Genomic DNA, 23,575 nt, shown 5'->3' with positions numbered 1-23,575 from the left:
CCCTACGTGGGCTCGGCGCGATAGGGTTGCAAGGAATGTCTCAGCATTTCCTTAATAATCTGCGCTCACGGTTTCGGTGGCGACGGCTTGCAAGAGACGGAGTAGTTCGGCGTGGCCTTGCTGAGCGGCGAGACTCATGGCCGTGCGGCCCTGGTAGTCGACCGCGCTGGGGTCGGCGCCGTGGTCGAGCAGCATGCGGGCGGCCTCTATACGGCCGAAGACGGCAGCGAACATCAGGCTGGTTTGGCCCTGGCGATTACGTTCGTTAACGTCAACGGCCGGATGCGTGAGAAGGGCCTCGAGCGCACGGTTATCGCCTTGAACGGCCGCTGCCATTAGAGCCGTCCCTGTCATTGGAGCGCTCGGCGTGGGGTCGGCGCCGGCGTCGAGTAGTGCAATCAGCGCGTCGGTAGAGCGGTAGTAAGCGGCCAGAATCAGGGCAGTATGGCCGCGGTTGTCGAAGGCGTCGATGTCGGCGCCGGCCGCCAGCGAGCGCTCGATGGCCGCACTGTCGTTGCTTCGTGCAGCCTGGTGTAAACCGGCAGTCGCAGCAGGGGCTACGAACAGCGTAACCATAGCGAGTAACAGGCTGAGCGGAAGTGGTCGGATGTTGCGAATCATGGCCTGGCCTCCGGGAGCGGCGGGCCCGTTGCCGGGCCGCAGTAGCGAGAGGTTAGTTGGAGAGTCGACCGGCTAAGGAGCGAACCGTACGCAGGTTGCCGTCGACGGCTTCGGTGATGCGACGGCCATACTCCTCGTCGGCTTTGTAGAAGAAACTCAGCATGGTGTGCTTGATGTCGTCGTCTTCTACTTGGCCGAGGTCGGCCGCTAAGTTGCGAATCAGATTGGCCCGTTCGCCTGCGTCCAGGCTGCGGTAGAAATCGCCGGCCTGGGCAAAGTTTTGCGTCCGTTCTATGCCCCGCTGTTGCGTCGTGCCGCTCAAGGCTAGCGGCGCTTGGCGGTGTTGCGCATCCTCGGCCAGATCGAGGCGGCGGCTCGGCTGGTAGTTCACATCGCCGGTTTGCTCAATCAGGCTCATGAAGCCGTCTTGGTTGTGGTTCCGAGCGGCGTTGAGCGGCCGGTTAACCGGCAATTCCTGATTGTTGGCGCCGAGACGGTGGAACTGCGTGTCCGCATAGGAGAACAAGCGCCCTTGCAGCAGACGGTCTTCCGACGGCTCGATGCCCGGTATCAGGCGCGACGGCGCAAAAGCAGACTGCTCGGTCACCTGGAAGAAGTTGTTGGGGACCGCGTTCAGCGTCATGGTGCCGAGTTTACGGAACGGTACGTCCGGCCAGACTTTGGTCGGGTCGAGCGGGTGGTAGTCGTAGTCCCCCAGCGTGTCCGGGCTCTTCACCTGGACGTAAAGATCCCAGCTTGGGAAGTCGCCTTCCTTGATGGCGCCGTAGAGATCGTTGGTCAGGTGGTTGAAATCCCGGCCCTGCACCTCGCGTACTTGGTCCATATCCAGATTTTCGACGCCCTGGTTGCTGCGCCACTGGAACTTCACGTAGTTAACGTCGCCTTCGGCGTTAACCATCTTGAAGGCGTGTACGCCATTGCCGTCCATCTTGCGGTAGCTGGCCGGGGTGCCGAGGTCGGAGTACACCTGGGTCAGCATGTGGGTGGACTCCGGCTGATGACTGAAGAAGTCAAAAAACGGTTGGGGTCCTGCACGTTGGTCACCGGCGATGGCTTCAGGGAGTGGACCATGTCCGGGAACTTGATCGCGTCGCGGATGAAGAAGATGGGCAGGTTGTTGCCGACCAAATCCCAGTTGCCTTCCTCGGTGTAGAACTTGATGGCGAAACCGCGCGGGTCGCGCAGCGTCTCCGGCGAGCCGGCCGGATGAATCACGGTGGAGAAACGCACCAGAATCGGCGTGGCCTTGCCTTCTTCGGCGAACGGCACCGCGCGGGTTAGATCGCTATGGTCGCCGGAGCTGACGAACTCGCCGAAGGCCGCGGTGCCGCGGGCGTGGACGACGCGCTCGGGAATACGCTCGCGGTCGAAGCGTTGCAGCTTTTCGATAAGGTGCGAGTCTTGTAACAGTACCGGGCCCTCCGGTCCGGCGGTGAGAGAGTTTTGGTTGTCGCCGACCGGTGCACCGCTATCGCGGGTCATGACGTTATCGCCTGCGACGGCGACCGATGCTGCGAAAAAAGCCCCCAAAGTGGTGGCGGCAAAAGCGCCGCGAAGAGGTTCTTTCATCGTTGTTTCTCCGTGATGTGGTTGCGGAGAACAACTTAATGGGCCGGTATGATAATGAGAAGTTGATTGTTCTGATAAAGTTGATAGGCAATATTTATTGAGCAGGGTAAGGAAGGTGACAGATAAACGGGCGAATAGCCTTCCCGCTACGGAGGCAGGCCCCGCAGCGGGAAGGCTATCTCCTGCGCTAACGCGCCGAGGGCGGCGCTCGCATTGTCGAGGACGATCTCGACTAAGGCATCGCCGCCGGAGATTAAGTCCGCGCGGTTGGATAAGGTTCTGATATCGACGACGACGGCCGTCGCGCCATTACCGGGGCTGCCGTTATTGTTATCGTCGCTGCTTCCGTCGCAACCGGCGATTAGCAAAGCCGCGCACAGGCAGGCGCCGAAGGGGAGTCTTGCCCTTCCGTTCTTATCGCTCATAACTCTCCTCCGATGAGAGATAGGCACGTCCTTGAATATCTTCGAAGAAATGCTGAAAGCCGCGGGTTGGTATCCAGAATCTTCTTCTTGCCCTATTCTACTCTAGCCGCCGGGTAAGAGAACGTTGCAGCGGCCATTCGTTACCACCGGTGCTTGCCGTTGCACACCGTCGAGCAAACCCTTATGGGCTTGATTGACGGCCGGCACAGTCCTGCTTGCAGATAAGGTGAAAAGCGCGATGAAACGACTTTTGGTACTTAGTATGGCAGCGGGCCTTGGTTTGCTTTCGGCCTGCGCAAGCGTTGGCGAGCAAGCAAGCGGGTTGCTCGATTTAGATGGGACGGCTTGGACGGTAAGCCGAATCGAACAGAAGGATTCGGCCACGGAGCGGGCCGCCACAATGATGTTCGAAGCGGATCGCCTCGGTGGCCATACCGGATGTAATCACTACACCGCGCCGGTAGAAATCGACGGTGCGAGCTTAGCCATCGGTATGGCGGCAGCTACTAAGATGGCCTGCTTAGGGCCAATAATGGAGCAAGAACAACAGTTCTTTCGTGCCTTGGAGGCGGTCGACAGCTATCGTGTAGAGGGTGGCGAGCTGCTGCTCGTCGACGCGGACGGCCAAGAGCGCTTGCGGCTAATTGAAAAATAGCGGAACTAGCGCGCTCTGACCCGTATTGGACCTTAAATCCGGCCTTCTGCACCAAAATGGAAACGCTTCGGTGCGCTTTGTGTGCGTGAAGTTGTATACAGAGCAGATTTTATTTTGTTTCTCATCCTCTGATTTAGTGTATTCATTTTTGGCAGTCTGGCAGCGTCTTAGCGTCCTTGTCGGCGCTTTGCGCTGCCATTTTAATAAGCTTTTCTTGTCGCTGGCATAGGCATTGCTAATAAGCCATTCGGACCGATCACAATCATTAGAGGTGCGAACATGTCCTATGGCAGCAGTCTGTTGAAGACGCTCGGCACCGCGCTGGCGCTCGGTGTGGGGTTGATGGGAGCCGGTCAGGCAGTGGCGGATGATCCGATCAAAGTCGGTTTTGTCTATGTCGGCCCGGTGGGGGATGCCGGCTGGAGCTATGCCCACGATCTGGGGCGCAAGGCCCTGGAAGAAGCATTGGGCGATCGGGTGGAAACCACCTATATCGAGAGCGTACAGGAAGGTGCCGATGCCGAGCGCGTCATTCGCCGCTTGGCTAGCAGCGGTCACAAAGTAATCTTCGCGACCTCCTTCGGCTACATGAACTCCGTGCAACGCGTGGCATCTAGCTTTCCCGATGTGTACTTCTCCCATGCGACCGGATACCGCACCGCGGAGAATGTCGGCGTCTACAACTCCCGCATGTATGAGGGCACCTATCTGCAAGGCGTGCTCGCCGGGCACATGACGGAGTCTAATCGCTTAGGCGTAGTCGCCTCTTACCCGATTCCCGAAGTGATTCGCAATATAAACGCCTTTGCGCTGGGTGCGCGTAGCGTTAATCCCGATGCTACGGTGCGTGTGATTTGGGTGAACACCTGGTACGACCCGGCTCGCGAGCGGCAGGCCGCCGAAGCGTTGATCGCGCAAGGCGTGGATGTGCTTGGCCAGAACACCGACTCCCCGGCCATCGTACAGGTAGCGCAGCAGCGCGGCTTGTACGCCTTCGGTTGGGATTCGGATATGTCCAAGTACGGCCCGGACTCGCAGTTGACCGCGACGATGTTGATGTGGGGCGGTTACTACATCGATACGGTTAAAGCCGCTTTGGACGGTACTTGGGAGACGCACAATATCGTGTGGGGGATGCAAGAAGGCATGGTCGAAATGGCGCCGTTGAACAGCGCCGTACCGGAAGCCGCAGCGGCGGACTTCCATGCCGCGCAAGCCGGCATCATGGACGGCAGCCTCAACCCCTTTGCCGGCCCGTTGCGCGACCAAAGCGGAACCGTTCGGGTTGCCGAGGGGGAAGACATGCCGGTCGACGATCTGATGACAATGGATTGGTATGTCGAAGGCGTTATGGGTTCTATCCCAAACTAAGTTTTTTGAACTACGTCGGCGGGTGTGTCCTCCCCGCCGATCGTTGCCTCGTTGTTAGAAAAGGAGGGCGACCCCAGTGGACGAGCAGTTTATCCGCCGTATTCCGAAAGCCGAGCTGCATCTGCATATCGAGGGCACGCTAGAGCCGGAGATGCTGATGGCTTTAGCGCGCAAGCACGGCGTGCCGCTGAAGTACGCCTCGGAAGATGCGTTGCGTCAGGCTTACCAATTTTCCCGGCTACAGGATTTTCTCGACATTTATTACGAAGGCGCCGGCGTGCTGCGCGACGAGGATGATTTCTATCGGCTAACTCGCGCTTATTTGCACCGCGCCCACGCCGACGGGGTGGTGCATGCGGAGATTTTCTTCGACCCGCAAACCCACACCGAACGCGGCATCGCCTTCGAAACGGTGCTGAACGGCATCGCTCGGGCTTTAGACGAGGCGGAGCGGGAGCTAGGCCTGAGCTCGCAACTAATACTGTGCTTTTTGCGCCACCTCAGCGCCGAGGCCGCCATGGCGACCTTAGAGCAGGCCTTGCCCTATCGGGATCGGATTTTCGCCGTCGGCTTGGACTCGTCCGAACAAGGTCACCCGCCTGCCAAGTTCTCGCAGGTATTCGCCCGTGCCCGCGAAGCAGGCTTCGTAGCGGTCGCGCACGCCGGCGAAGAGGGGCCGCCGGCCTACATTTACCAAGCGCTGGACGACCTTAAGGTTGCCCGCATCGATCACGGCGTGCGTTGCGAAGAAGACCCGGCACTGACTCGGCGGCTGGCGGCGGAAGGTATCCCGCTAACCATTTGCCCGTTATCGAACGTCAAGCTCGCCGTGTTCGACGACATGGTGCAGCACAACTTAAAGCGACTCATGGATCAAGGCTTAGTCGTCACGCTCAACTCGGACGACCCCGCCTACTTCGGCGGCTACATTGCCGACAATTACCTCGCCGCGCAGGCTGCGCTCGGCTTAACCGAGGCGGATATCCGCCAGTTAGCGCGTAACTCCATCACGGCATCTTTTATGCCGCAGGCTCGTAAAGAGCACTGGTTAGCGCAGATCGATGCAATGGGGGGCGCGGCATGACGGGCGAGAGAGCAGCGCTTGACCCGGTTCTCGCCAACGATTGGCATCCTGTCGCCGCGGCCAAGGCGTTACAGCCTGGCGCCATCGCGGCAGTTAAGCTACTGGGTCAAGAACTAGCCGTATGGCGCGATTCGATGGGTGCCGTGCACGCTTGGGAAGACCGCTGCCCGCATCGCGGAACGCGTTTTTCCATCGGCAGCGTCGAAGACGATCAACTGGTTTGCGCCTATCATGCGTGGCGTTTCGTCGCCGGCGGGCGTTGTATCCAGATTCCCGCGCAGCCGGATCGCACGCCGCCGAGCCGGGCTTGCGCGCGCGTGTTCCAAGTGCGGGAGGCGTACGGACTGATCTGGGTTTGCCTCGGGGTGCCGACGGGCGATGTGCCTCCCTTCCCCGAATATGACGACCCCAATCTGCGTACCGTGCTATGCGGCCCGTATACGGTGCGCACCAGTGCGCCGCGGGTGTTGGAGAATTACGTCGATCTCGCGCACTTCCCCTACGTACACCCGGCTATCCTGGGCGACGATGCTCATGCCGGGGTGGCCGACCATCGCGTTTCCGCATCGGATGACGGAGCAGGTGGCCGCGGCCTATTAGCCAGCGGCTGCAAGGTTTGGCAGCCGCAAACCAACAGCGTGGCCGAGCAGGGGAGCTTAGTGGAGTATGGTTTTCGTATTTTGCGGCCGTTAACGGCTATTTTGGTCAAAGAGCCGGAGGCGCAAGAGGGGTTTCGGGAAGCGATCAGCCTGCACGTACAGCCGGTCGAGGAAACCCTGAGCATCGCCTGGGTCATCATGGCGGTGACCAACTTCGAACAAAGCGACGAGCAACTGCGGGCGTTCGAAGAAACGATTTTCATGCAAGATGTCCCGATTCTTGAAAATCAGGTGCCGCCACGCCTACCGTTAAACCCCGCCGCCGAATTGCCCGTCGCCTGTGACCGGCTGTCGGTTGCGTACCGTCGCTATCTGAAAGACCTTGGTTTGGCGTACGGCGTGACGTATTAGGGGGGTTGGGTTAGGGGAGTTGTGATTTCTTTTGGTGGGTGGTGGTTAGTGGTTGTGCGCAGCGCACCACTCCCAACCCCAACCAAAACAACCACCCCGCCAAAGTGCGATCAGCACTTGTTTCCGATCGCTGTCCTACCCGGTAGCGTTTAAGTCCTTATCGCCGAGCGGCGCAATCGCCCACTGGATATGTTATGCCTCCATAAGGCGGTAAAACGGTGTGCCGGTGTCGGTAAGTTGGCGAAAACGTGAGTAAATATCACAAAAAATCGGATAAAAAACCTGGAAAAGGCGCCGATCTTCGCTAACAATAACCGGCATCCATAATCACAGGAATAACAACAATGGCCCATCCGGAGAGGGAACTTCGGCGACTGGATGCCGAGATCGCCGCCTTGGAGTCCGCGTTGGCGACGAGCGCCGACACGGACCCGCAGTACCCCACCCTTGAAGCCCGCCACCACGCACTGACCGCGCACCGCCGGCGATTACGACGACTCAACCCGCCCGCCGCCGAGCAGCGCATCGAGACCGTGCCCCGGGCGGTGCTGGCTCAACTCCCCGGCCACTGGAGCCAGTGGTATGTGCTCCGCCCCGACAGCGCCCGCTACCGCCACCGCGACCGCGATACCCGCTTTTTCATCCAACGCCACGGCCAATGGCAGGAAACCGACAGCGTCACCACCGGCCACCTGCCCGGCGAGCGGGCGTACGCGCTGCGCCGCTACCGCTCGGCGCGCGCGGCGCAGGCGGCGTCTGTAAGCTTAGCGGCCCTGCCCGAGGTGCGTCGGCCCGCACCGGCCGACGGACTGCGCTTCACCGAGACGGACGACAACGTCGTGACGATTCCCGTCGGTCGCGACACCGGCGAGGTGGCCAAGCACAGCCTCGATATCGAGCTCGTGCCGGGCGTGAACACCGACGAGCGCCGCCTGGTGCTCGACGGCCCCGGCGGTTATCACATCCAGCGTACCACCCGCGGCCCGGAGGAAGGCGCGCACGAGTCGGTACGCTTCGGCAAGCTCAAAGAGGGCGACGCCTACACGCTCACCGCCGTGCACCGGGCCGAGCGGCGCGCGGTGTTCGAGCACATCCCCTTCGCCATCCTGGCCGAGCCGGGCAAGCTGCACGAACACCTGGATACGCCGGACGACGACGCGCTGCTGCATATCCTCGACCACCAAAAGCGCGGCGACCGCCCGATCCTGCGCGCGAGCCTGGAGGCGCCGCAGTTCGGTTTGTTTGCCGACGGCACCGATAACAACCGTTCGCGGGATCGCGAACATGAGACGAAACGGCCAACCAATGTGGCGAAGCTGTATGAGCTTTACCCGGAAATAATCGGTGGGGCAGTCAGAAGACGCTATGTTGAGGGGGTGGGGACGCGTAACGGCGAAGAGCGGAACTTCTCCGATTTGCTGGATCTGGGAATCGCCCACCGCTTCGGGCGGCGTATTGCCGAAGCGATAGCGCAAATACAAACGTTCTTTCGACGTTTCCCGTCCGCCGCCTTCGGCTACCTGGACCTGTTCGGCTTCAGTCGAGGTGCGGCGCTGATCCGTGCGCTGGTCAATGCCATCCACCATATCAACGGCACCGACCCCGGCTACTGGGGCGGCCCAGTGGTCGTCATCCGCTTTGTCGGCCTGTTCGACACGGTCGGTTCCGTCGGACGGCCCGGCAATAACCGTAACGACAACCCGGTAGCCAATTTCGGCTTTCCCGGCCCGGTGATTCTGGATTTGCACCCGAAGGCGGCGCAGGCGGTTTATCACCTGACGGCGCGGGACGAGGTGCGGAAAAACTTTCCGCTGTCCTCGATCAAGCCCGCCGACGGCAGCTTGCCGGCGCACTTCGTGGAAGACGTGATGCCCGGCGTGCACTCCGACGTTGGCGGCGGTTACCGGAGCGGGCCGGATACCGTGTACTATCCGCCCAAGCAGTTCCTATGGCGGCGGCGCGCGGAGCTCGAGCAGGACATCGCGCTCGCGCGCGAGGCCTACCAAGCGCGCTACGGCGTGCCGCCGGGCGCCGAGATCGAGCCCGTCATCGGCACCGACAGGCCCCACCCCGGTGGGCTTACCGCCACCCGGGTCGGCTTCCAGGCGGTGCGTTTTGTGCGGGAGGATCTGGCCTACGTGGCGCTGGAACGTATGTACGCGGCGGCCGTCGCCAATGGGGTGCCGTTAAAACCGCTGGCAACGCTGGGCCAGAAGCGCTATGCCTATCAGATCACCGACGAGCTGCGGGCGCTCGTTGAGCACGCGGAGCGCGACGGCCCCGGCAGCGAGGCCTACGAGACGCTGTACCGCAAGTACATTCACCACTCGCACCAATACCACCGCCCGCCGTTCGAGCGGGGCAACCGCTGGCAAGACGAAGGAACCAAAGTGTTTAACAGCAACGCACCCCGCCCGAGGGCCGAGAGATTTACCCGAACGAAGCGGATCGCGGCCACGCGGCGGACGATTTCTGGTGGCGGCCGAGCGCCTACGTCGGCTGGAGGCGGGCACGATGAAAAAGAAACTCGGCCTCCTTATTGTGCTGTTGAGCCTGTTTTTGGTCGGCAGCTATGTGTATCAACAGCAAGCCGGTTATGCGGGTGGGTTTGAGGTGAGCATCTCCACCCCGCAGGGTAACGATATCCTGGTCGACCGCTTGGTTTTTGACGACAGTTGGTCGACGCTCGGCGGGCGCATTAATTGCTGCTGGGGCGGGATTGGCGGCACACGCGGTATTTCGGATCATCCGATTCCGCAGACGGTGTTTGTGCGCTGGCGGCAGATTGACGAGGAGATCGTCTACGAGGGCACCGTCGAACTGCCCGGCGACTTGGCGCAGCAAGTGCGCAAGCTTCCTGAAATTACCTGGATCTCCGATGGCCGGAAGGGGCGCAGCACCTATTTTGTCATCGGCATGGAGGCCGACGGCCGGATCACGGTGTGGCTGAGCAACGCGTTATCGGACGATAACGTCGAGGGCCGGGTGTTCAAGGTGGTGGCGACCGGTCAAGCCGTGGGTCGCCACGAGCCGACGCCGGAGGACTTGGTTCGTTAACGCAGCGCGCAGTGGGGCGACGGCTGGCAAGACGAAGGAACCAACGTGTTTAACAGCAACGCACCCCGGCCCGAGGGCCGAGAGATTTACCCGAACGAAGCGGATCGCGGCCACGCGGCGGACGACTTCTGGTGGCGGCCGAGCGCCTACGTCGGCTGGAGGCGGGCACGATGAAAAAGAAACTCGGCCTCCTTGTTGTGCTGCTGAGCCTGTTCCTGGTCGGCAGCTATGTGTATCAACAGCAGGCCGGTTATGCCGGTGCATTTCGCGTCAGCCTCTCGACGCCTCGGGGCAACGACATCCTCGTCGAAGAGGTGGTTTTTGACGATACCTGGCGGACGCTCGGTGCTCGGATCGACTGCTGCTGGGGCGGAATTGGTGGGGTGAGAGGCATCACCGATCATCCGATTCCGCAGACGGTGTTTGTGCGCTGGCGGCAGATTGACGAGGAGATCGTCTACGAGGGCACCGTCGAACTGCCCGGCGACTTGGCGCAGCAAGTGCGCAAGCTTCCGGAGTACACACGTGTATCGGACGGTCGGAAGGGTCGTGGCACCTACTTTGTCATCGGCATGGAAGCCGACGGCCAGATCACGGTGTGGTTGAGCAACGCGAGATCAGAGAATAATCGCCAAGGCCGCGTGTTCAAGGTGGTGGCGACCGGCCAAGCCAAAGGCCGCCACGAGCCGACGCCGGAGGACTTGGTTCGTTGACGCAGCGCGCAGTGGGACGACGGCTGGCAAGACGAAGGAACCAACGTGTTTAACAGCAACGCACCCCGGCGGTAGCGTCTTACCGGGGCTATCTATCTCCGCCGTCGCAGCTTTGCAAAGATAAAGAGGGCAGGAGTTCCTCCTGCCCGACAAATTTGCCAGAATGAGCGAATCCCTCGCACCCGAGCAGATAGAACGCATGGAAACGGACCTTTCGCATCTCCCCGAGCGCAAGCGGCAAGAGCTTGCGCAAATCGTCGATATTATCCGCGGCAGCGTCGAGGTGGAGATGATTATTCTCTACGGCAGCTATGCGCGGGGCGATTGGAAGGAGGAGAAGGACCTCGACCCCGAGCGGTGGTCGGGGCACCCGTCGGATTACGACATTCTTATCGTCGTGGCCGAGCAGGCGGTGGCGGAGGACGTGCTGCTCTGGGAGCGGGTGTCGGGCGCGCTGGACCGGGCACGCTTCTCGGCTAGCGTGCGGCCGATCAGTGCCGACGTTAACGAAGTCAACTCCGAGATCGCCGAAGGGCGCTACTTCTACCGCGATGTGCGGTCCGAAGGGCGGCTGTTGTACGACTCCGGGCGCTATCGGTTGGCCGAGCCGGAGGAGTTGGGGGCGAAGGAGCGCTTGAGTTTAGCCCGCGAGTACTTCGATAAGTGGTGCTTTCGTGCAAAGCAATTTTATTCTGTTTACGAGTTCCTTTGTCCGCAGGGCGATGTAAACGGAGCCGCTTTTAATCTAAACCAAGCCGCGGAATCTGCTTATAAAACGATTTTGCTGGTCCACACGCTGTATTGCCCGCACGAGCACTATCTCAAAATTCTCGCTTTTGAAGCCTCCGAGTTCGGGCCGGTATTTCGCGAGATATTCCCCCGCCAGCCGGAAGCGGCGGCGCAGCGCTTCAACTTGCTGGATGCCGCCTATATCGGCGCCCGCTACCATATTCGCTTCAAGGTGACGCAGGAGGATCTGGACTACCTGGCCCCGCGCGTGAAGCGCCTGTTGGAGGTTGCGGAGTCGATCTGCCGGGAAGAGTTAGCCCGGTTGGAGCGGGCTAGCCCCGGTCGGCCGGCAGAGTGAGGTTTTCCACAGCCAGGACTATTCGTTGCCTTTAATGAAAAGGGGGCTAACCTTAGGCAAATACGCGCCGTTTCACCGCGGGCATCAATTCGTCATCGACACGGCGCTGGCGGAAGTGGACGAACTCACGGTGATTATCTACGACTCTCCTGAGGCGACTTCCGTACCCTTGAGCGTACGTTCGGCCTGGATTCGCGAGTTGTACCCGACGGTGCGGGTGGTCGAAGCGTGGGATGGGCCGACGGAGGTTGGCTACACCTCAGCCCTGATGGAAGCCCACGAGCGCTATGTCATCGACACCTTGGGTATTCGCGATATCACTCATTTCTACTGTAGCGAACCGTACGGCGAGCACATGAGTAGGGCCTTGGGGGCTTTCGACCGGCGGGTGGACCCGGGGCGGCAGCGCTACCCCGTCTCTGGTAGTCAGGTTCGGTGCGATCCTTACGCCTGGCGGGATTATATTAACCCTCGGGTTTATCGCGACCTCGTCGCGAATATTGTTTTTCTTGGGGCGCCGAGCACCGGTAAAACGACGCTGGCATCCTATCTCGCACAGAGGCTGAACACGCAGTGGATGCCGGAGTACGGTCGCGAGTATTGGGAAGCGCATCAAATAAGTCGCAGGCTAGAGCCTTGGCAGTTGGTCGCCATCGCCGAAGGCCACCTATTGCGTGAAGAGGCGCGCTTGCGGGAAGCCAACCGTTACTTGTTTACCGATACCAACGCGCTGACCACCGAAACCTTTGCACGCTATTATCACGGCCATGTCGATCCGCGTTTAACGGCATTGGCGGATCGGGCCGCGATGCGTTATGACCTGGTATTCGTATGCGATACCGATATTCCCTATGAGGATTCCTGGGACAGATCGGGCGAGGTCCAGCGCCTATCGTTTCAACGACAAGTCATCGGCGACCTGAGGCGACGAAACATACCCTTCGTTTTATTGCAGGGAAGTATCGAGCAACGCGCCGAACGGGTGTTGAACCTGCTCGATGGCTTCGATAAGTACGCCAACCTGTTAGATAACCTAAAAGCGGCAGCCGATGAGTAGCGTGTTCAGCATTGAATCGGTCTTTTTTACCTTTTTCGGGTATTCGGTCAGTTACCTCGAATTTGTCGGCACGGTCTTATATTTGAGTTCCGTCGTTCTGATTGCCCGACGGCATTGGCTGACATGGCCGGTAGGGATCGTCAGCGTATTGCTATTCATGGCGCTGTTTTACCAGATACAGCTCTATTCCGCAGGCCTCGAACAGCTTTACTACTTGGCCGCTTGTCTATATGGGTGGTGGTTTTGGTCAAGGACGGCGGCAGGCGACGCTGAGCCGGCGCGTGTCGCTTGGGGCTCGGCTAGGGGCATGACGCGCTGGGTGCTTGTCACCTTGGCGGGATCGTTACTGCTAGGGTGGGGGATGAGCCACCTACACGTCTGGTTACCGGGGTTGTTTCCTCAGGCTGCCGATTTCCCCTACCTGGATGCGCTGACCACTGTAATGAGTTTCGTTGCCATGTGGTTGCTGGTCCGCAAACATATCGAGAGCTGGCTGTATTGGATTGTCGTCGACTTAATCGGAATCGGTTTATATCTGATAAAGGGCGTGGTTTTCCTTTCCCTGCTTTACGTCGTACTACTGTGCATCGCCCTTTGGGGGTTCTGGGGCTGGACGCGCTCGGCAAAAGCAGCGCCGGATGACGCCTTGGTCGCGGCGAATTTATGAGAAATCCCCGTGGGGCGGCTTCCAATCTATAAATTAACATTCAATTATTAAGTTGTTAATAATCTAGCTCTTATTTGACTTTCAAGTTTTTAACTCGCTAAAGTCCGCCTCCCATTTAAGAAATGGCTGAATATATCCTTGCCCAACGGGCAAAGGCTACTGCTCAGTGCTTCGTCAGCGTGAACGGCTGCGCGCTTTTGGGGGAGTAGGCGCAAGCGATTGTGCGCGAGAGATTTTTCCGGCGAACAGTAGCGTCAAAACGGTAGTGGGGCATGGACCGTCTTGAGTCGCTGAGTTACTTCGCTTTCCTCCTAGCATTCAGCGCGTTCGCGAACAACAAACATAAAGACAAGGGGACTGTCTGAATGATCCGTTTATCCCGCCTTATCGGATTATCGCTCGTAACGGGGTTGTTAGCCGCCTGTGACGGCGGAAGCAGCTCATCCTCCAGCGATCGGCCTGAGCTGGTGCTTGCTGCCGAATCCGCCGAGCATCAGGTTACGCTGAGTTGGAGCGGCTACGAGACGGCCGATATCTATTATTCCACCGACCCTGACTGCGACTGGGATAACTACACCCATTGTACCGGCAGCGGTTTGGTGATCGATGTGCCAAGCGGTTATCGCCTGGGTGTGGGCGATGAGAGCTTGACGTTGGATGCGGCGCACTACTTCGTCGTCGAGTCCAATGGCCGGCGCTCCAATGCCGTTGGCGCGCGCCCCTGGCAGGTCAGCCTGGATGGGCCCGTGACCGCCGTGGCGGTCGATGACGAGGTGGTTTACGTCGGTGGCGAGTTCGGGCGCTACGGCGCCTTGGTTGGTGGCGGCGCGCCGTTGGCCACCGATAACGGTAAGCCATTGGGCACGCTTCCCTTCGTGGAAGGGACGGTGTACGCCGTGGCGCCGGACGGCGATGGCGGTTGGTTCCTTGGTGGCGATTTTACCGCTGTGGGCGGGCTGTCGCGGGAGAACTTGGCCCACGTGTCCGCGGTCGGCGTCGTCAGTGATTGGAACCCCGGGACGAACGGTCGCGTGCGTACCTTGGCCGTGGCCGACGATGCGATTTACGCCGGTGGCAGTTTCAGCGTAGCTGGCAATTGTTTGGGGTCTGGCTGCCGATCGCACTTGGCGGCCTTCGATCGCGATGGCGACTTGCTGGACTGGAACCCAGGGACAGACGGCGCTGTTAACGCTCTGGTTATTCACGAAGGCGTAATTTATGCCGGCGGTAATTTCCGTCGGGCAGGCGGTTGTGAGGCCTGGGGTTGCCGTGATCGTTTAGCGGCGTTCACTCCCGAAGGGGAGTTAGCCCCATGGAACCCCGGCGCGAGCAGTCGGGTGAACGCTTTGACCATCGCCGACGGTGTGATCTATGCGGGCGGCATTTTTGCACAAGCGGGCGGCTGCGAAGGCGCTAGCTGTCGGCGCTATTTGGCCGCTTTTGATACGAAGGGCGAGTTATTGAGCTGGGCGCCGGAAGTGGACCGCGAGATTAACGCACTCGCCGTCGCAGACGGTATCGTCTACGCCGGTGGGCGATTTACCCGCGCTGAAGGTTGCCCCGAAGGAGGGGGGTGTCGCCAGCACTTGGCGGCTTTCGACCTGGAGGGGCACGTAACTCCCTGGAATCCGGGGGCTGATGGTGAAGTGCACAGCTTAGTGGCCCACGATGGCGTGATCTACGCGGGCGGAGAGTTTAGCCAGGCGGGTGGCTGTGAAGTTGAGGGCTGCCGAGGTGGCTTGGCGGCCTTTTATCCCGACGGCGAGTTGGCCGCCTGGAATCCGGGCCTCGATTACGAGGTATACGCACTTGCCGTGGCTGGCGATGCGCTTTACGTCGGCGGGGATTTGGAGTTCGTTGCTGGCGGGCGGCGTGAGCACCTGGCGGCGTTCAGCCGCGAAGGCGTGCTCACGGCATGGAATCCGGGCGCTAACGGCGTGGTTAACGCATTGGCTATCGGCAATGAGGCGATTTACGCCGGTGGCGGTTTCACCCAAGCGGGTGGTTGCGTGCAGCCTGATTGCAGACAGCACTTGGCGGCGTTCACTCCCGACGGGAGCCTCAACTACTGGAACCCTGGCGCGAACAACTTCGTTCATGACTTGATTGTTGTCGATAACATCATTTATGCGGGCGGCGCCTTTGATCGGGCTGGCAGCACAGATTACTGCCGGGAGAACGGATGTCGTGAGGGCTTGGCTGCGTTTGATTCGGCAGGGGCTTTGCAAACCTGGAATCCGGGTGTCGGCGGTGCCGTACACACGCTGGTCGCCCATGATGAGACGCTCTACGTGGGTGGTTCCTTTCAGACTGCCGGAGGTTGCGACCAACCCGGTTGCCGCCAGGGGCTGGCCGCCTTTGATCTCGGCGATGACGACTCGCTAAAGGGCTGGGCGCCGGTCGCCAATGACCTCGTTCGTGCTTTAACGGTGCAAGACGGCTATGTCTACGTCGGTGGCCGGTTCGATAAGGCGGGTGCTGGCATCGCCGATAAGGATCGTGATCAGTTAGCGGCCTTCGATCTCTACAGCGGGATAGAGCCGTGGAACCCCGGCGCTGGGGGCGGAACCGTTCATTCACTGGCTACAGCCGGCCTTTACATATTCGCTGGCGGCGAGTTCCCGGATACGAAGGAGTGTCGGAGCGACCTATGTCCAGGGTATCTGGCAGCCTTCAATGCCAATGGTCACCTAATGAACTGGGACGCCGAAGTCGATGGCCCGGTGCGGGTAATGGAAATCGTGGATGGCGTGATTTTCGCCGGCGGCGACTTTGAATCGGTGGGCGGATTGCCACGCCTCCATTTCAGCGCGATCGACGCCGGCACCGGCCAATTACTTTGGTAAGGGCCCGCCCCTAAGCGCTTGACCCAAAAGCGAGGCTGGTCTGCCCCAGTCTCGCTTTCATAACCCGGCCGCGCCTGTTCTTCGTTTCCAAGGTAAAGAACAATGGAAAACAAGTTCCTACGCTTTTGCCTTCTACTGATGAGCTTGGCCGTGGCGGGCCAAAGCGCGGCGTATTGGCGCACCTATGAGTCGCGCTTTGCGGTCGACGCCACCTATACCTCGTTGGCCTTCTTGCTGGATCGCCGTGACGTGAGTGAGCTGCTTGAGCATCACCTGGCGCATTACTACGACCCGGCCTGCCGAGACGATGAGCAATTCGTTAATGCCCTAGAGGTTAGCCTGCGATTGGCGCCTGCGGTGGGGTTGGGGGCGTACTCGGCCCGAGACGGCGCCACCCCCCGCGCGCTGTTCGCGCAGGATCGGGAAGAAACGGGGCGTTTGCAGGACGAGCCTTCTATCCGCCAGGGTTTGGTTACCCTTGCAGATGAGCTTCTGCTAAAGCATGCGCAGATAAAGCGGCATGCACCGAGTCACGGTTTCTTCGAGAACTTCTCCGGTGATGTTAACGCCCTCTACGAGGCCGGATTGCCGCAAAACCAGCATGCCTGCTTCAACGGCGACGGCCGCGGCATGAGTTTGGACGCCTGGCTCTATGCCTTTTGGCACCGGCGCTATCAGGAAGGCAGCGCCAGTCAGGTTGCCTCCTACCTGAGCCAGATCGACCACGACTTAAACCCGCACCGTGAAGACTACGCCGTCTACCAAAACGACGCGCCCGCCACTCAAGGGCCTTCCTACGACTGCGAGCTGCCGCAACTGACGGAGGTGGAAAGCCTGATTTGCGACAGCGAAGTGCTGGCTACCTACGATCAAATCCTCTCCACCCTGTATCAGCGCATCGTGGGGGAGGCATCGGCGCGGCCCCTGCTCGGGTTTTCCCGCGCCGAAGGCCTCCCCGCCGCGCAGGCGCGTTGGCTGCGAGCGCGCAACGGCTGCGATGACGCGGCCTGCCTAAAAGCCGCGTATCGGGCGCGGCTGGCTGAACTCGCATCGATTAGCGATGAACTCGCCTATTTGCGCTCGCCCGAGCGCATCGAAGCGCTGTTGCAAAAGATCGGCTTGGAGCACTTCGAGCAAGGCGACTACGACTGGTCCGACGCGGTGGTTCTTTACCAGAAAACACAGGAGCGGGTGGAGACGGCGAAAGGCGAGGGCGACGAGCGCCAAGTCGGGTTGTCGCGCCAGGTACGTTTCGCGGTTGAGGTGCTTGGCCAGGGCCTATGGCAGGCCGGACCGGCTCGCAGCGGCTACTGTGGCGCCTCGGTGGATGTTGTGATCGCCTATATCGTGCTGGATGAAGAAGACGACGTGGTGGATGCCCGTTACATCGCCGGCAACGATTGCTACTCGGACCCTGGTGGGGCGCCAGTCGTGCTGGAAAAGGGCGGCGCTCCATCGTGGTGGGGGTTGACGAGGGGGCGATAAGCGCCCGGCCTTTCGCGTCGAGCACGCCTACAGCGACCACGTCACGCGAGTGGAACGCTTGGGCGATATTACCGATCGCGGCTATCGCGCGAGTTACTGAGCCGCGCGCGCAGCGGCCGGACGCTGACGGTCGCGGAGGACGGCCTGCAACTGGACGCTTCGCATTTCTTCGTCGACCAGGCTCACGGTCTGCGCTCCAACCTGGCCGGTGGCCGATCGTGGCAGGCGCCGCTCGATGGGCCGGTGTATGCCACGGCGGTCGGCGAGAAGATGGTGTGCGTCGGCGGTATGTCTGCCCTGCTGGGTGAATAACCGCAATCGTTCCTCGTCCCCGTGGACCCCGCCACCGGCGGGCCTCGCTTTTTCATGCCCGGCGGTTGAGTTTTTCCTGGGTTTTCTGTTCCGCCTACTCCTCGGCCGCGTCTTGCAGGGCCTCCCAAGCGCTATGGTAATGCGTTTGCTCGGCGCTGCTGAGTTCGTAGGCGCGTTGGGCGTGGGGGCGGGCGTCTTCGTATAAGCCTTGGCGGATCAGGGCCCAGGCGAGGTTGTGGTGGGCGGCGGGGCTTTGCGGGTGATAGCGCAGGGCGGTTTGGTAGTGGGCGGCGGCTTGGGCGTAGCGGGCTTGTCGGTAGTGGATGTTACCAAGCCCGACCCAGGCGGGAAGGCTGTCGGGCCAGGTTTGTACGGCGACGGTGTAGGCTTGGGCCGCGGCCTCCAGTTGGCCGACCTGTTCCAGCCCGGCGGCGGCTTCCAGGTAGCGGGTTTGCTCGGCGTCGGCCGGGAGTCGGTCGGGGCGGTGGACGGTGAGCGCCCAGTAGTCGGCCTTTTGCCAGCTGCGCTCGAAGCGGCGGAAGGAGAGGGTTTCGCGCTCCGTGGTGCCGGAGCGGAGGATGACTTCTTGGCGCTCCAAGTCGTAGCCGATAACGACGGCATAGTGCCAGACCGGCCAGCGCTCTAGCGCCAGGTTTTGCAGGATCAACACCGGTTGGCCGGCGTCGAGTTGGCGCAGCAAGGCGGCGAACGAGGGCGGTTGCCGATAGGGCAGCAAGCCCTGGCGGCGGGTGGCCGCGATCAGCTCCGCTTGCAGGCTGCCCTGGCGGCCTTCCAGGTAAACGCGCGGGGCGAGCGTGTCCGGGTCGATGGCCTCGCCGGCCCACTCCATCACCGTAGCCAGCGCGGCCGGCCCGCAGTGGTAGGCTTCTTGCGGGTGAAAGACCACCTCGTTCAGCTCGACCCGGGCGTCGGCGGCCGGCGCTTCCAGCTCGGTGTACTGCAAGGGTGTGCTGGCGCAGCCGGCGAGCAGCAGCGCCAGCGCCAGGGCGGTGAGGCCGCGCGGCATGCTCAGCGCAAGACGAGCAACAGAATGATGATGACCAGCAGCACCGTGGTGACGCCGCCGGCCGGTAGCTCGTCGATGCGTTGGGCCAGTTCGATGGCCTCGGCGTCGGTTAGTGCCGCGACCCGTTCGGCGGCTTCTTCCGGGGAGACGCCGTAGCCGATCAGTTGCTCTTGCACGTCCTGGCGGTCGAGCATGGCTTGCAGCCGCGCGCGTTCGGCGCCGGCGCTTTGCTCGGCGAGTACCGTTTCCGTTCCCACAATGCCGGCGACCGCCGTTTGTGTAACCAAGCCGGCGAGCAAAAACAGCACGGTCAGGGGGTAGACGAGTAATCCAGCCCGGCGTTTCACGTTCCTCATGCATGACTCCTGTTGTCGTTCTTGCGGGTGGGCGGACGATAGGGGTGCGAGTAAAGCAGATCCGTCCGGATACCGGAGCATCTGCGTGCGCTTTTTCATCCTATCAATATAAGCCTACGTCAAATCCGATGCCAAAGGGCAGGTTTCGGGTGTCATGGAGCTGTCACTTCGTTTGCGTAAGGTCCGCGATCGGGAATGTCTATTAGAGTTTCATAACTAATGACGATAAAAACCAAGCTCATGCTCGGAGCAACCTTGCTGACGGCACTGGCGGTACTGCTGTCGGCAGGTACGACAGCTATTTTGGCCATACAGGGCGGCACCGAGATCCTGGAGCACCCGATCGAGCAGCGTTTTGCGGCGATAGCTAACGGCCGCGAGCAGCGCCTGGCCAGCGAGGTGCAAGCGGCGGAGGATTTGTTGGTTGCGTTGGCCGGTAGCCGGATGGTGGAGGAGGCCGTGTATGCGTTCGTCCGGCCGTACGCTTCCTATCGCTATGAAGTGCCTATCGTACCGACCGCAACCCTGCGCGAGGAGTTGGCTGCTTGGTATGTCAGCGCGTACGCGCCGGTGTTTAGGCGCCAAAGCGGAGGGTATGAGGCCCCGATTGAGCAATGGCTGGGGCAGATGTCTCATGAAGCGTTGTTATTGCAGCGCTACTACATGCAGGATAACCCGCACTCCGTCGAGCACTTAGCCGACCTCAGCAATCGCGCCGATGCGACTATCTACGGTCAGCAGCATCGACGTTATCACGCTAGCCTCCGCCGGATCGCCGAGCGCTTTGGCTTTAACGATCTCATGTTGATCGATGCCGAGAGCGGGGCGGTTATGTACTCGGTGACGAAAGGTCCGGTGTTCGCGACTTCGCTGTTCGAGGGGCCGTTTCGGAATACGGCCTTGGCGGAGTTGGTGGCAGGGTTGGCCGCCGACGCGGAGCTGGATGCGTTTCGTTTGTCTCGTTTTTCCAGCTATCCGGCGCGTTTTAATCAGGAAGTCGTTTTTTCGGCGTGCCGGTGGCGCACGCGGCGCATAGCCCGGAGCGGCCGCTTGGGTTTTTGGTTGCCGAGGTGCCGGCCGAGCGCTTTACCGCCATCATGACAGACAATCAGGATTGGTTGGGAGCAGGGCTGGGAGCGACGGGCGAGGCGTTTCTGGTTGCCGAGGATGGGCGGTTGATAACGGCGCTGCGGCCGAGTCTGACGGCACCGGAGGCTTTCGTTTCCGCTATCGAACAAAGCCCTGCGGTTTCCGTATTGCGCGCTCTGGACCCACAGCAGTCGATCAGCGGCCGGTTGCGCGTGTCGACAGCCGCGGTGGAAGCGGCGCTGGGCGGCGAGGCGGGTATGGGCGTCGTCGACGATTACCTGGGGCGGCCGATGTTAACGGCCTGGACGCCGCTGGAGCTGGGCCAGCATCGGTTTGCCTTGATTACCCAGCAAGCGCCGGAGGAAGTCTACGGGCCGCTACGCGAGTTGCGACGCGAGGTCATGCTCAGTGTGGCGGTGGCGGTCGCCTTGGTTAGCGCGCTGGCGCTGTTTGCGTCTCTGCGCTTGGCGAGCTTTATCGGCCGGCCGTTGCGGGAGTTGGCGCTGGCGATTCATACGGCGGCGAAAGCGCGCGATTTGCGGCATCGCTTCGGTAGCGGCAGGCGCGACGAGGTCGGCATGATCGGCTTGGCGCTGGATGAGCTGTTTCAGGTTTTGGAGGCGCTCATCGGCAGGATCGGCGGAATGGCCCACCGGGTGGCCGATAGTGCCGCTAACAATGCCGTTATCGGCGAGCAATGCCGTATGTCCGTCCACGAGCAGCGAAGCTCGTTGGGCGAGCTTGGGCAGACGACCGACGAGGTGGCCGAGGCGACGGGCCGCATCGCGCAGGATATGGCTGCGGCCGCTCGGGCGGGGAATTCGGCGGCGGCGCTTGCCGAAGGCGGGCGGCGGCAGGTCGGCGATGTGGCCCGTTTAATGGAGCAGTTGGCCGGTCAGATCTCGGCGTCGGGGCAGAGCGTTGCGGCGTTGCAGTCGGCGGTTGCGGATATCGACACGGTGTTAGCGACCATTCGCGGCGTGGCCGAGCAAACGAATTTGTTAGCGCTCAATGCCGCCATCGAGGCGGCGCGGGCGGGCGAGCAGGGGCGGGGGTTTGCCGTGGTTGCCGATGAGGTGCGCGCGCTTGCCGGAGGTACGGAGCGGGCGACGTGTAGCATCCAGACGATGGTGCAGCGCTTGCAAACGAGTATGCATGAGGTGGCCGGCGCCATTGCTAAGGAGCATGAGGGGGCGGACCGATGTGTGGCGCAGGCGGACGAGGCGGTTGCCGCGCTCGCGGCGATTGAGGATGCGGTAGCGACGATCCGCACGACGAGTACTCGGGTGGCCGAAGCGACGGAGTGTCAGCATAGCCAAACGGAAGCGATCCGAGCCCGCTTGAGCCAAGTGCTGACGGAGGCGGACCGCACCGACCAGGCCATGGCGCAGTTAGCGACGATTGCCGGCAACCAGCAGAGTATGGCGGCTGAGCTTGAGCGGGCGGCGCAGCAGTTTCAGGTAGGGGGCGCCGTTGCGGCGTCGGTTTCTTCGGCGCGCTCCCCTTCGATAAGGCCTACCATTTGCCGATAGCGGTGCGCGCCTTTTTCCATTTGCTCAAGGGCGCGGCGTAGGGCGCTGATTTCGTCGAGCAGGCTGACCATGCGGCGGATCCCGAGTTGGCCTTGGCTGCCTTCGCGCAGCAGTTGCTCCTTGAGCGTCTGGTAGCTCTCGTGCAGGCGTTGGAAACGGGCTGCACCGAGGTCGCTGTTGGTGCGCCAGACGGCGGCTTCGGGAATGGCGTCGATCAGCCGCTCGCGCCATTCTTGCGTTGCCTGTACGGCGGGTGTTTCGGCGCCCGGCGCGCGGCCGGCGCGCAGGCCGCGGCATTCTTCCGCGCAGCGGGTGATATCGGCTTGGTACTGGCCGACCCGAAGGGCGAGCGGTAGGGCGGTGTGGAGTTTGTCCGGAAGGCCTGTGTCGTGCAGGCGGTTGATGTAGGTGGCGATAGCGTCGAGGCGCTGGTTCAGCGCGCGGCGGGTGCTGTCGATGCTCGGGGCGTCCCAGCGCAGGGATTCTTCGAGCACGGATAAGGCGAGGTCGCCGGTGCGGGCAAGCTCCAGGCGCAGCGCCTCAAGCGCCAGTGTGGGCGTTTGCAGTACGTTGGCGTCGAGGTATTCGGTTTTGGCGAGGTCTTCTTCCCGCGCGCGGAAACGCTGCTCTAGCCAGCCGACGAGTTTGCCGGTCAGAGGCCAAACGACCGCAAGCCCGAGTAGTTTGGTCAGCGTGTGGAAGACCGCCAGCGTGGTGGCGATGCCGGCCGGCCCCGGCAGAATGCCGCCGAGTGCGGCGGCGAACCATAGCAGCAGGGGGAGTGTGAGCAGGGCAAGGGTGGCGGTGATGGCGTTGAACACGACATGCGCGGCAGCAACGCGGCGCGCGTTGGGCGTGGCGCCAATGGCGGCGAAAGCGGCGGTGGAGGTGGTGCCCAGGTTGGCGCCGATAACGACGGCCGCGGCTGCTTCCAGGCTAATGGCGCCGCCGGCGGCTGCGGTCAGGGTGACGGCCAGGGCGGCACTGGACGATTGCATGAGTACGGTGAGAATGACGCCCACCAGCGTCAGGACTAATACGCCGGCCACGCCGGGAAGCGCGTAGCTTGCCAGGTCGACGCCGGTGCCGAGGTCGAGGAAGGCGGTACGCAGGATGTCGATGCCGAGAAAAAACAGGCCGAAGCCGGCCAGCGCGTCGCCGAGCGGTGCCCGGCGGGTCGTGCCGCCGGTGAGGCGTAAGCCCACCCCGAAGGCGATGGCAGGTAGAGCCAGTGCCTGTAGGTTGACGTTGAAGCCGACGATGGCAACCAGCCAACTGGTCAGCGTGGTGCCGACGTTGGCGCCGTAGATGACGGTGATCGCTTGGCCGACGGAGAGTAGGCCGGCGTTGACGAAGCCGACGGTGGCAAAGGTGACGGCACTGGAGGATTGCACCAGCGAGGTGATGAGTATCCCCGAGCCCAGCCCGCGCCACGGGCTGCCCGTCCAGGTGGCGAGTATGTTGCGTAGCGCGTCGCCCGCGGAGACTTTAAGCCCGTCGCTCATCAAGCGCATACCGAGCAGGAAAAGCCCGATGCCGCCGGCAAAATGTAGGATGTCCGCGCCGCTCATGTTGGCGAGTTAACTCTTTG

The 23,575-nt window shown here is 61.6% G+C and carries 22 protein-coding genes and 1 pseudogene; 15 read left to right on the top strand and 8 right to left on the bottom strand.

Annotation, left to right across the window (positions count from 1 at the left end):
- Nucleotides 1–51 precede the first annotated feature (51 nt).
- From CAI21_RS10230 to CAI21_RS10220, 4 genes and pseudogenes are all read right to left on the bottom strand, one after another.
- Nucleotides 52–621, bottom strand: coding sequence for an ankyrin repeat domain-containing protein (locus CAI21_RS10230; RefSeq protein WP_116302193.1), 570 nt, complete (start codon nt 619–621; stop codon nt 52–54).
- Nucleotides 622–673: 52 nt separating this feature from the next.
- Nucleotides 674–1,039: a catalase-related domain-containing protein gene (locus tag CAI21_RS25570; RefSeq protein ID WP_309544736.1), complete on the bottom strand. Its 366-nt coding sequence runs from the start codon at nt 1,037–1,039 to the stop codon at nt 674–676.
- A 12-nt stretch (nt 1,040–1,051) separates the two neighbouring features.
- A pseudogene (katE1, locus tag CAI21_RS10225) lies at nt 1,052–2,124 on the bottom strand (catalase KatE1); the annotation flags it as partial.
- Nucleotides 2,125–2,357: 233 nt separating this feature from the next.
- Nucleotides 2,358–2,636 (bottom strand): DUF6351 family protein, encoded by a 279-nt coding sequence (locus CAI21_RS10220; protein ID WP_116302192.1) that lies wholly within the window; start codon nt 2,634–2,636, stop codon nt 2,358–2,360.
- A 238-nt stretch (nt 2,637–2,874) separates the two neighbouring features.
- Here CAI21_RS10220 and CAI21_RS10215 point away from each other — a divergent pair, with 238 nt between their 5' ends.
- The 13 genes from CAI21_RS10215 (at nt 2,875) to CAI21_RS10160 (ending at nt 17,668) form a co-directional block, all read left to right on the top strand.
- Complete coding sequence (locus tag CAI21_RS10215) at nt 2,875–3,291, top strand: META domain-containing protein (RefSeq protein WP_116302191.1); 417 nt, start codon at nt 2,875–2,877, stop codon at nt 3,289–3,291.
- Between the two features lie 279 nt (nt 3,292–3,570).
- Nucleotides 3,571–4,662, top strand: a complete 1,092-nt coding sequence (locus tag CAI21_RS10210) for a BMP family ABC transporter substrate-binding protein (RefSeq protein ID WP_116302190.1) — start codon at nt 3,571–3,573, stop codon at nt 4,660–4,662.
- 76 nt (nt 4,663–4,738) lie between these two features.
- On the top strand, nt 4,739–5,746 hold the full coding sequence (locus CAI21_RS10205; RefSeq protein ID WP_116302189.1) for an adenosine deaminase: 1,008 nt from the start codon (nt 4,739–4,741) through the stop codon (nt 5,744–5,746).
- Complete coding sequence (locus CAI21_RS10200; RefSeq protein WP_116302188.1) at nt 5,743–6,756, top strand: aromatic ring-hydroxylating oxygenase subunit alpha; 1,014 nt, start codon at nt 5,743–5,745, stop codon at nt 6,754–6,756. The genes CAI21_RS10205 and CAI21_RS10200 overlap by 4 nt, the downstream gene beginning before the upstream one ends.
- Nucleotides 6,757–7,100: 344 nt before the next feature.
- The gene (locus tag CAI21_RS10195) at nt 7,101–9,368 is read left to right on the top strand and encodes a T6SS phospholipase effector Tle1-like catalytic domain-containing protein (RefSeq protein ID WP_116302187.1); all 2,268 of its coding nucleotides are present in this window, start codon (nt 7,101–7,103) and stop codon (nt 9,366–9,368) included.
- Nucleotides 9,271–9,813, top strand: coding sequence for a DUF2931 family protein (locus tag CAI21_RS23170; protein ID WP_181919367.1), 543 nt, complete (start codon nt 9,271–9,273; stop codon nt 9,811–9,813). Before CAI21_RS10195 ends, CAI21_RS23170 begins: the two co-directional genes overlap by 98 nt.
- A 45-nt stretch (nt 9,814–9,858) precedes the next feature.
- Nucleotides 9,859–9,987 (top strand): hypothetical protein, encoded by a 129-nt coding sequence (locus CAI21_RS24800; protein WP_258868931.1) that lies wholly within the window; start codon nt 9,859–9,861, stop codon nt 9,985–9,987.
- Nucleotides 9,984–10,526 (top strand): DUF2931 family protein, encoded by a 543-nt coding sequence (locus CAI21_RS10185; protein ID WP_116302185.1) that lies wholly within the window; start codon nt 9,984–9,986, stop codon nt 10,524–10,526. The genes CAI21_RS24800 and CAI21_RS10185 overlap by 4 nt, the downstream gene beginning before the upstream one ends.
- A 163-nt stretch (nt 10,527–10,689) precedes the next feature.
- Nucleotides 10,690–11,613, top strand: a complete 924-nt coding sequence (locus CAI21_RS10180) for a HEPN domain-containing protein (RefSeq protein ID WP_116302184.1) — start codon at nt 10,690–10,692, stop codon at nt 11,611–11,613.
- A 34-nt stretch (nt 11,614–11,647) separates the two neighbouring features.
- Nucleotides 11,648–12,670 carry an AAA family ATPase gene (locus CAI21_RS10175; protein ID WP_116302183.1) on the top strand — a complete coding sequence of 341 codons (1,023 nt, stop codon included), beginning with the start codon at nt 11,648–11,650 and terminating at the stop codon, nt 12,668–12,670.
- On the top strand, nt 12,663–13,337 hold the full coding sequence (pnuC, locus tag CAI21_RS10170) for a nicotinamide riboside transporter PnuC (protein ID WP_116302182.1): 675 nt from the start codon (nt 12,663–12,665) through the stop codon (nt 13,335–13,337). Before CAI21_RS10175 ends, pnuC begins: the two co-directional genes overlap by 8 nt.
- 365 nt (nt 13,338–13,702) lie before the next feature.
- A complete protein-coding gene (locus CAI21_RS10165; protein ID WP_116302181.1) occupies nt 13,703–16,183 on the top strand; it encodes a PQQ-binding-like beta-propeller repeat protein in 2,481 nt (826 codons plus the stop codon).
- 102 nt (nt 16,184–16,285) lie between these two features.
- Nucleotides 16,286–17,668, top strand: a complete 1,383-nt coding sequence (locus CAI21_RS10160) for a lysozyme inhibitor LprI family protein (RefSeq protein ID WP_116302180.1) — start codon at nt 16,286–16,288, stop codon at nt 17,666–17,668.
- A gap of 93 nt (nt 17,669–17,761) precedes the next feature.
- Here the strand turns inward: CAI21_RS10160 and CAI21_RS10155 are convergent, their stop codons facing one another.
- From CAI21_RS10155 to CAI21_RS23165, 3 genes are all read right to left on the bottom strand, one after another.
- Nucleotides 17,762–17,986 carry a hypothetical protein gene (locus tag CAI21_RS10155; RefSeq protein WP_116302179.1) on the bottom strand — a complete coding sequence of 75 codons (225 nt, stop codon included), beginning with the start codon at nt 17,984–17,986 and terminating at the stop codon, nt 17,762–17,764.
- 88 nt (nt 17,987–18,074) lie between these two features.
- Entirely contained in the window at nt 18,075–19,007 is a 933-nt protein-coding gene (locus CAI21_RS10150) for a PA2778 family cysteine peptidase (protein WP_181919366.1), read from the bottom strand.
- A gap of 2 nt (nt 19,008–19,009) precedes the next feature.
- Nucleotides 19,010–19,363, bottom strand: coding sequence for a PA2779 family protein (locus CAI21_RS23165; protein WP_181919365.1), 354 nt, complete (start codon nt 19,361–19,363; stop codon nt 19,010–19,012).
- 219 nt (nt 19,364–19,582) lie between these two features.
- Between CAI21_RS23165 and CAI21_RS10145 the strand changes: the two genes are divergently transcribed.
- Nucleotides 19,583–20,464: a hypothetical protein gene (locus CAI21_RS10145; RefSeq protein WP_116302177.1), complete on the top strand. Its 882-nt coding sequence runs from the start codon at nt 19,583–19,585 to the stop codon at nt 20,462–20,464.
- Entirely contained in the window at nt 20,374–21,984 is a 1,611-nt protein-coding gene (locus CAI21_RS23160) for a methyl-accepting chemotaxis protein (protein ID WP_116302176.1), read from the top strand. The genes CAI21_RS10145 and CAI21_RS23160 overlap by 91 nt, the downstream gene beginning before the upstream one ends.
- On the opposite strand, the gene CAI21_RS10135 is transcribed toward CAI21_RS23160, so the two are convergent.
- Entirely contained in the window at nt 21,909–23,555 is a 1,647-nt protein-coding gene (locus CAI21_RS10135; protein WP_116302175.1) for a Na/Pi cotransporter family protein, read from the bottom strand. The genes CAI21_RS23160 and CAI21_RS10135 overlap by 76 nt on opposite strands.
- Nucleotides 23,556–23,575 lie beyond the last annotated feature (20 nt).

Origin of the sequence: Alkalilimnicola ehrlichii (assembly GCF_003399765.1) — a bacterium.
Lineage (GTDB): Bacteria > Pseudomonadota > Gammaproteobacteria > Nitrococcales > AK92 > AK92.
This window is presented reverse-complemented; position numbering and strand designations above follow the sequence as displayed.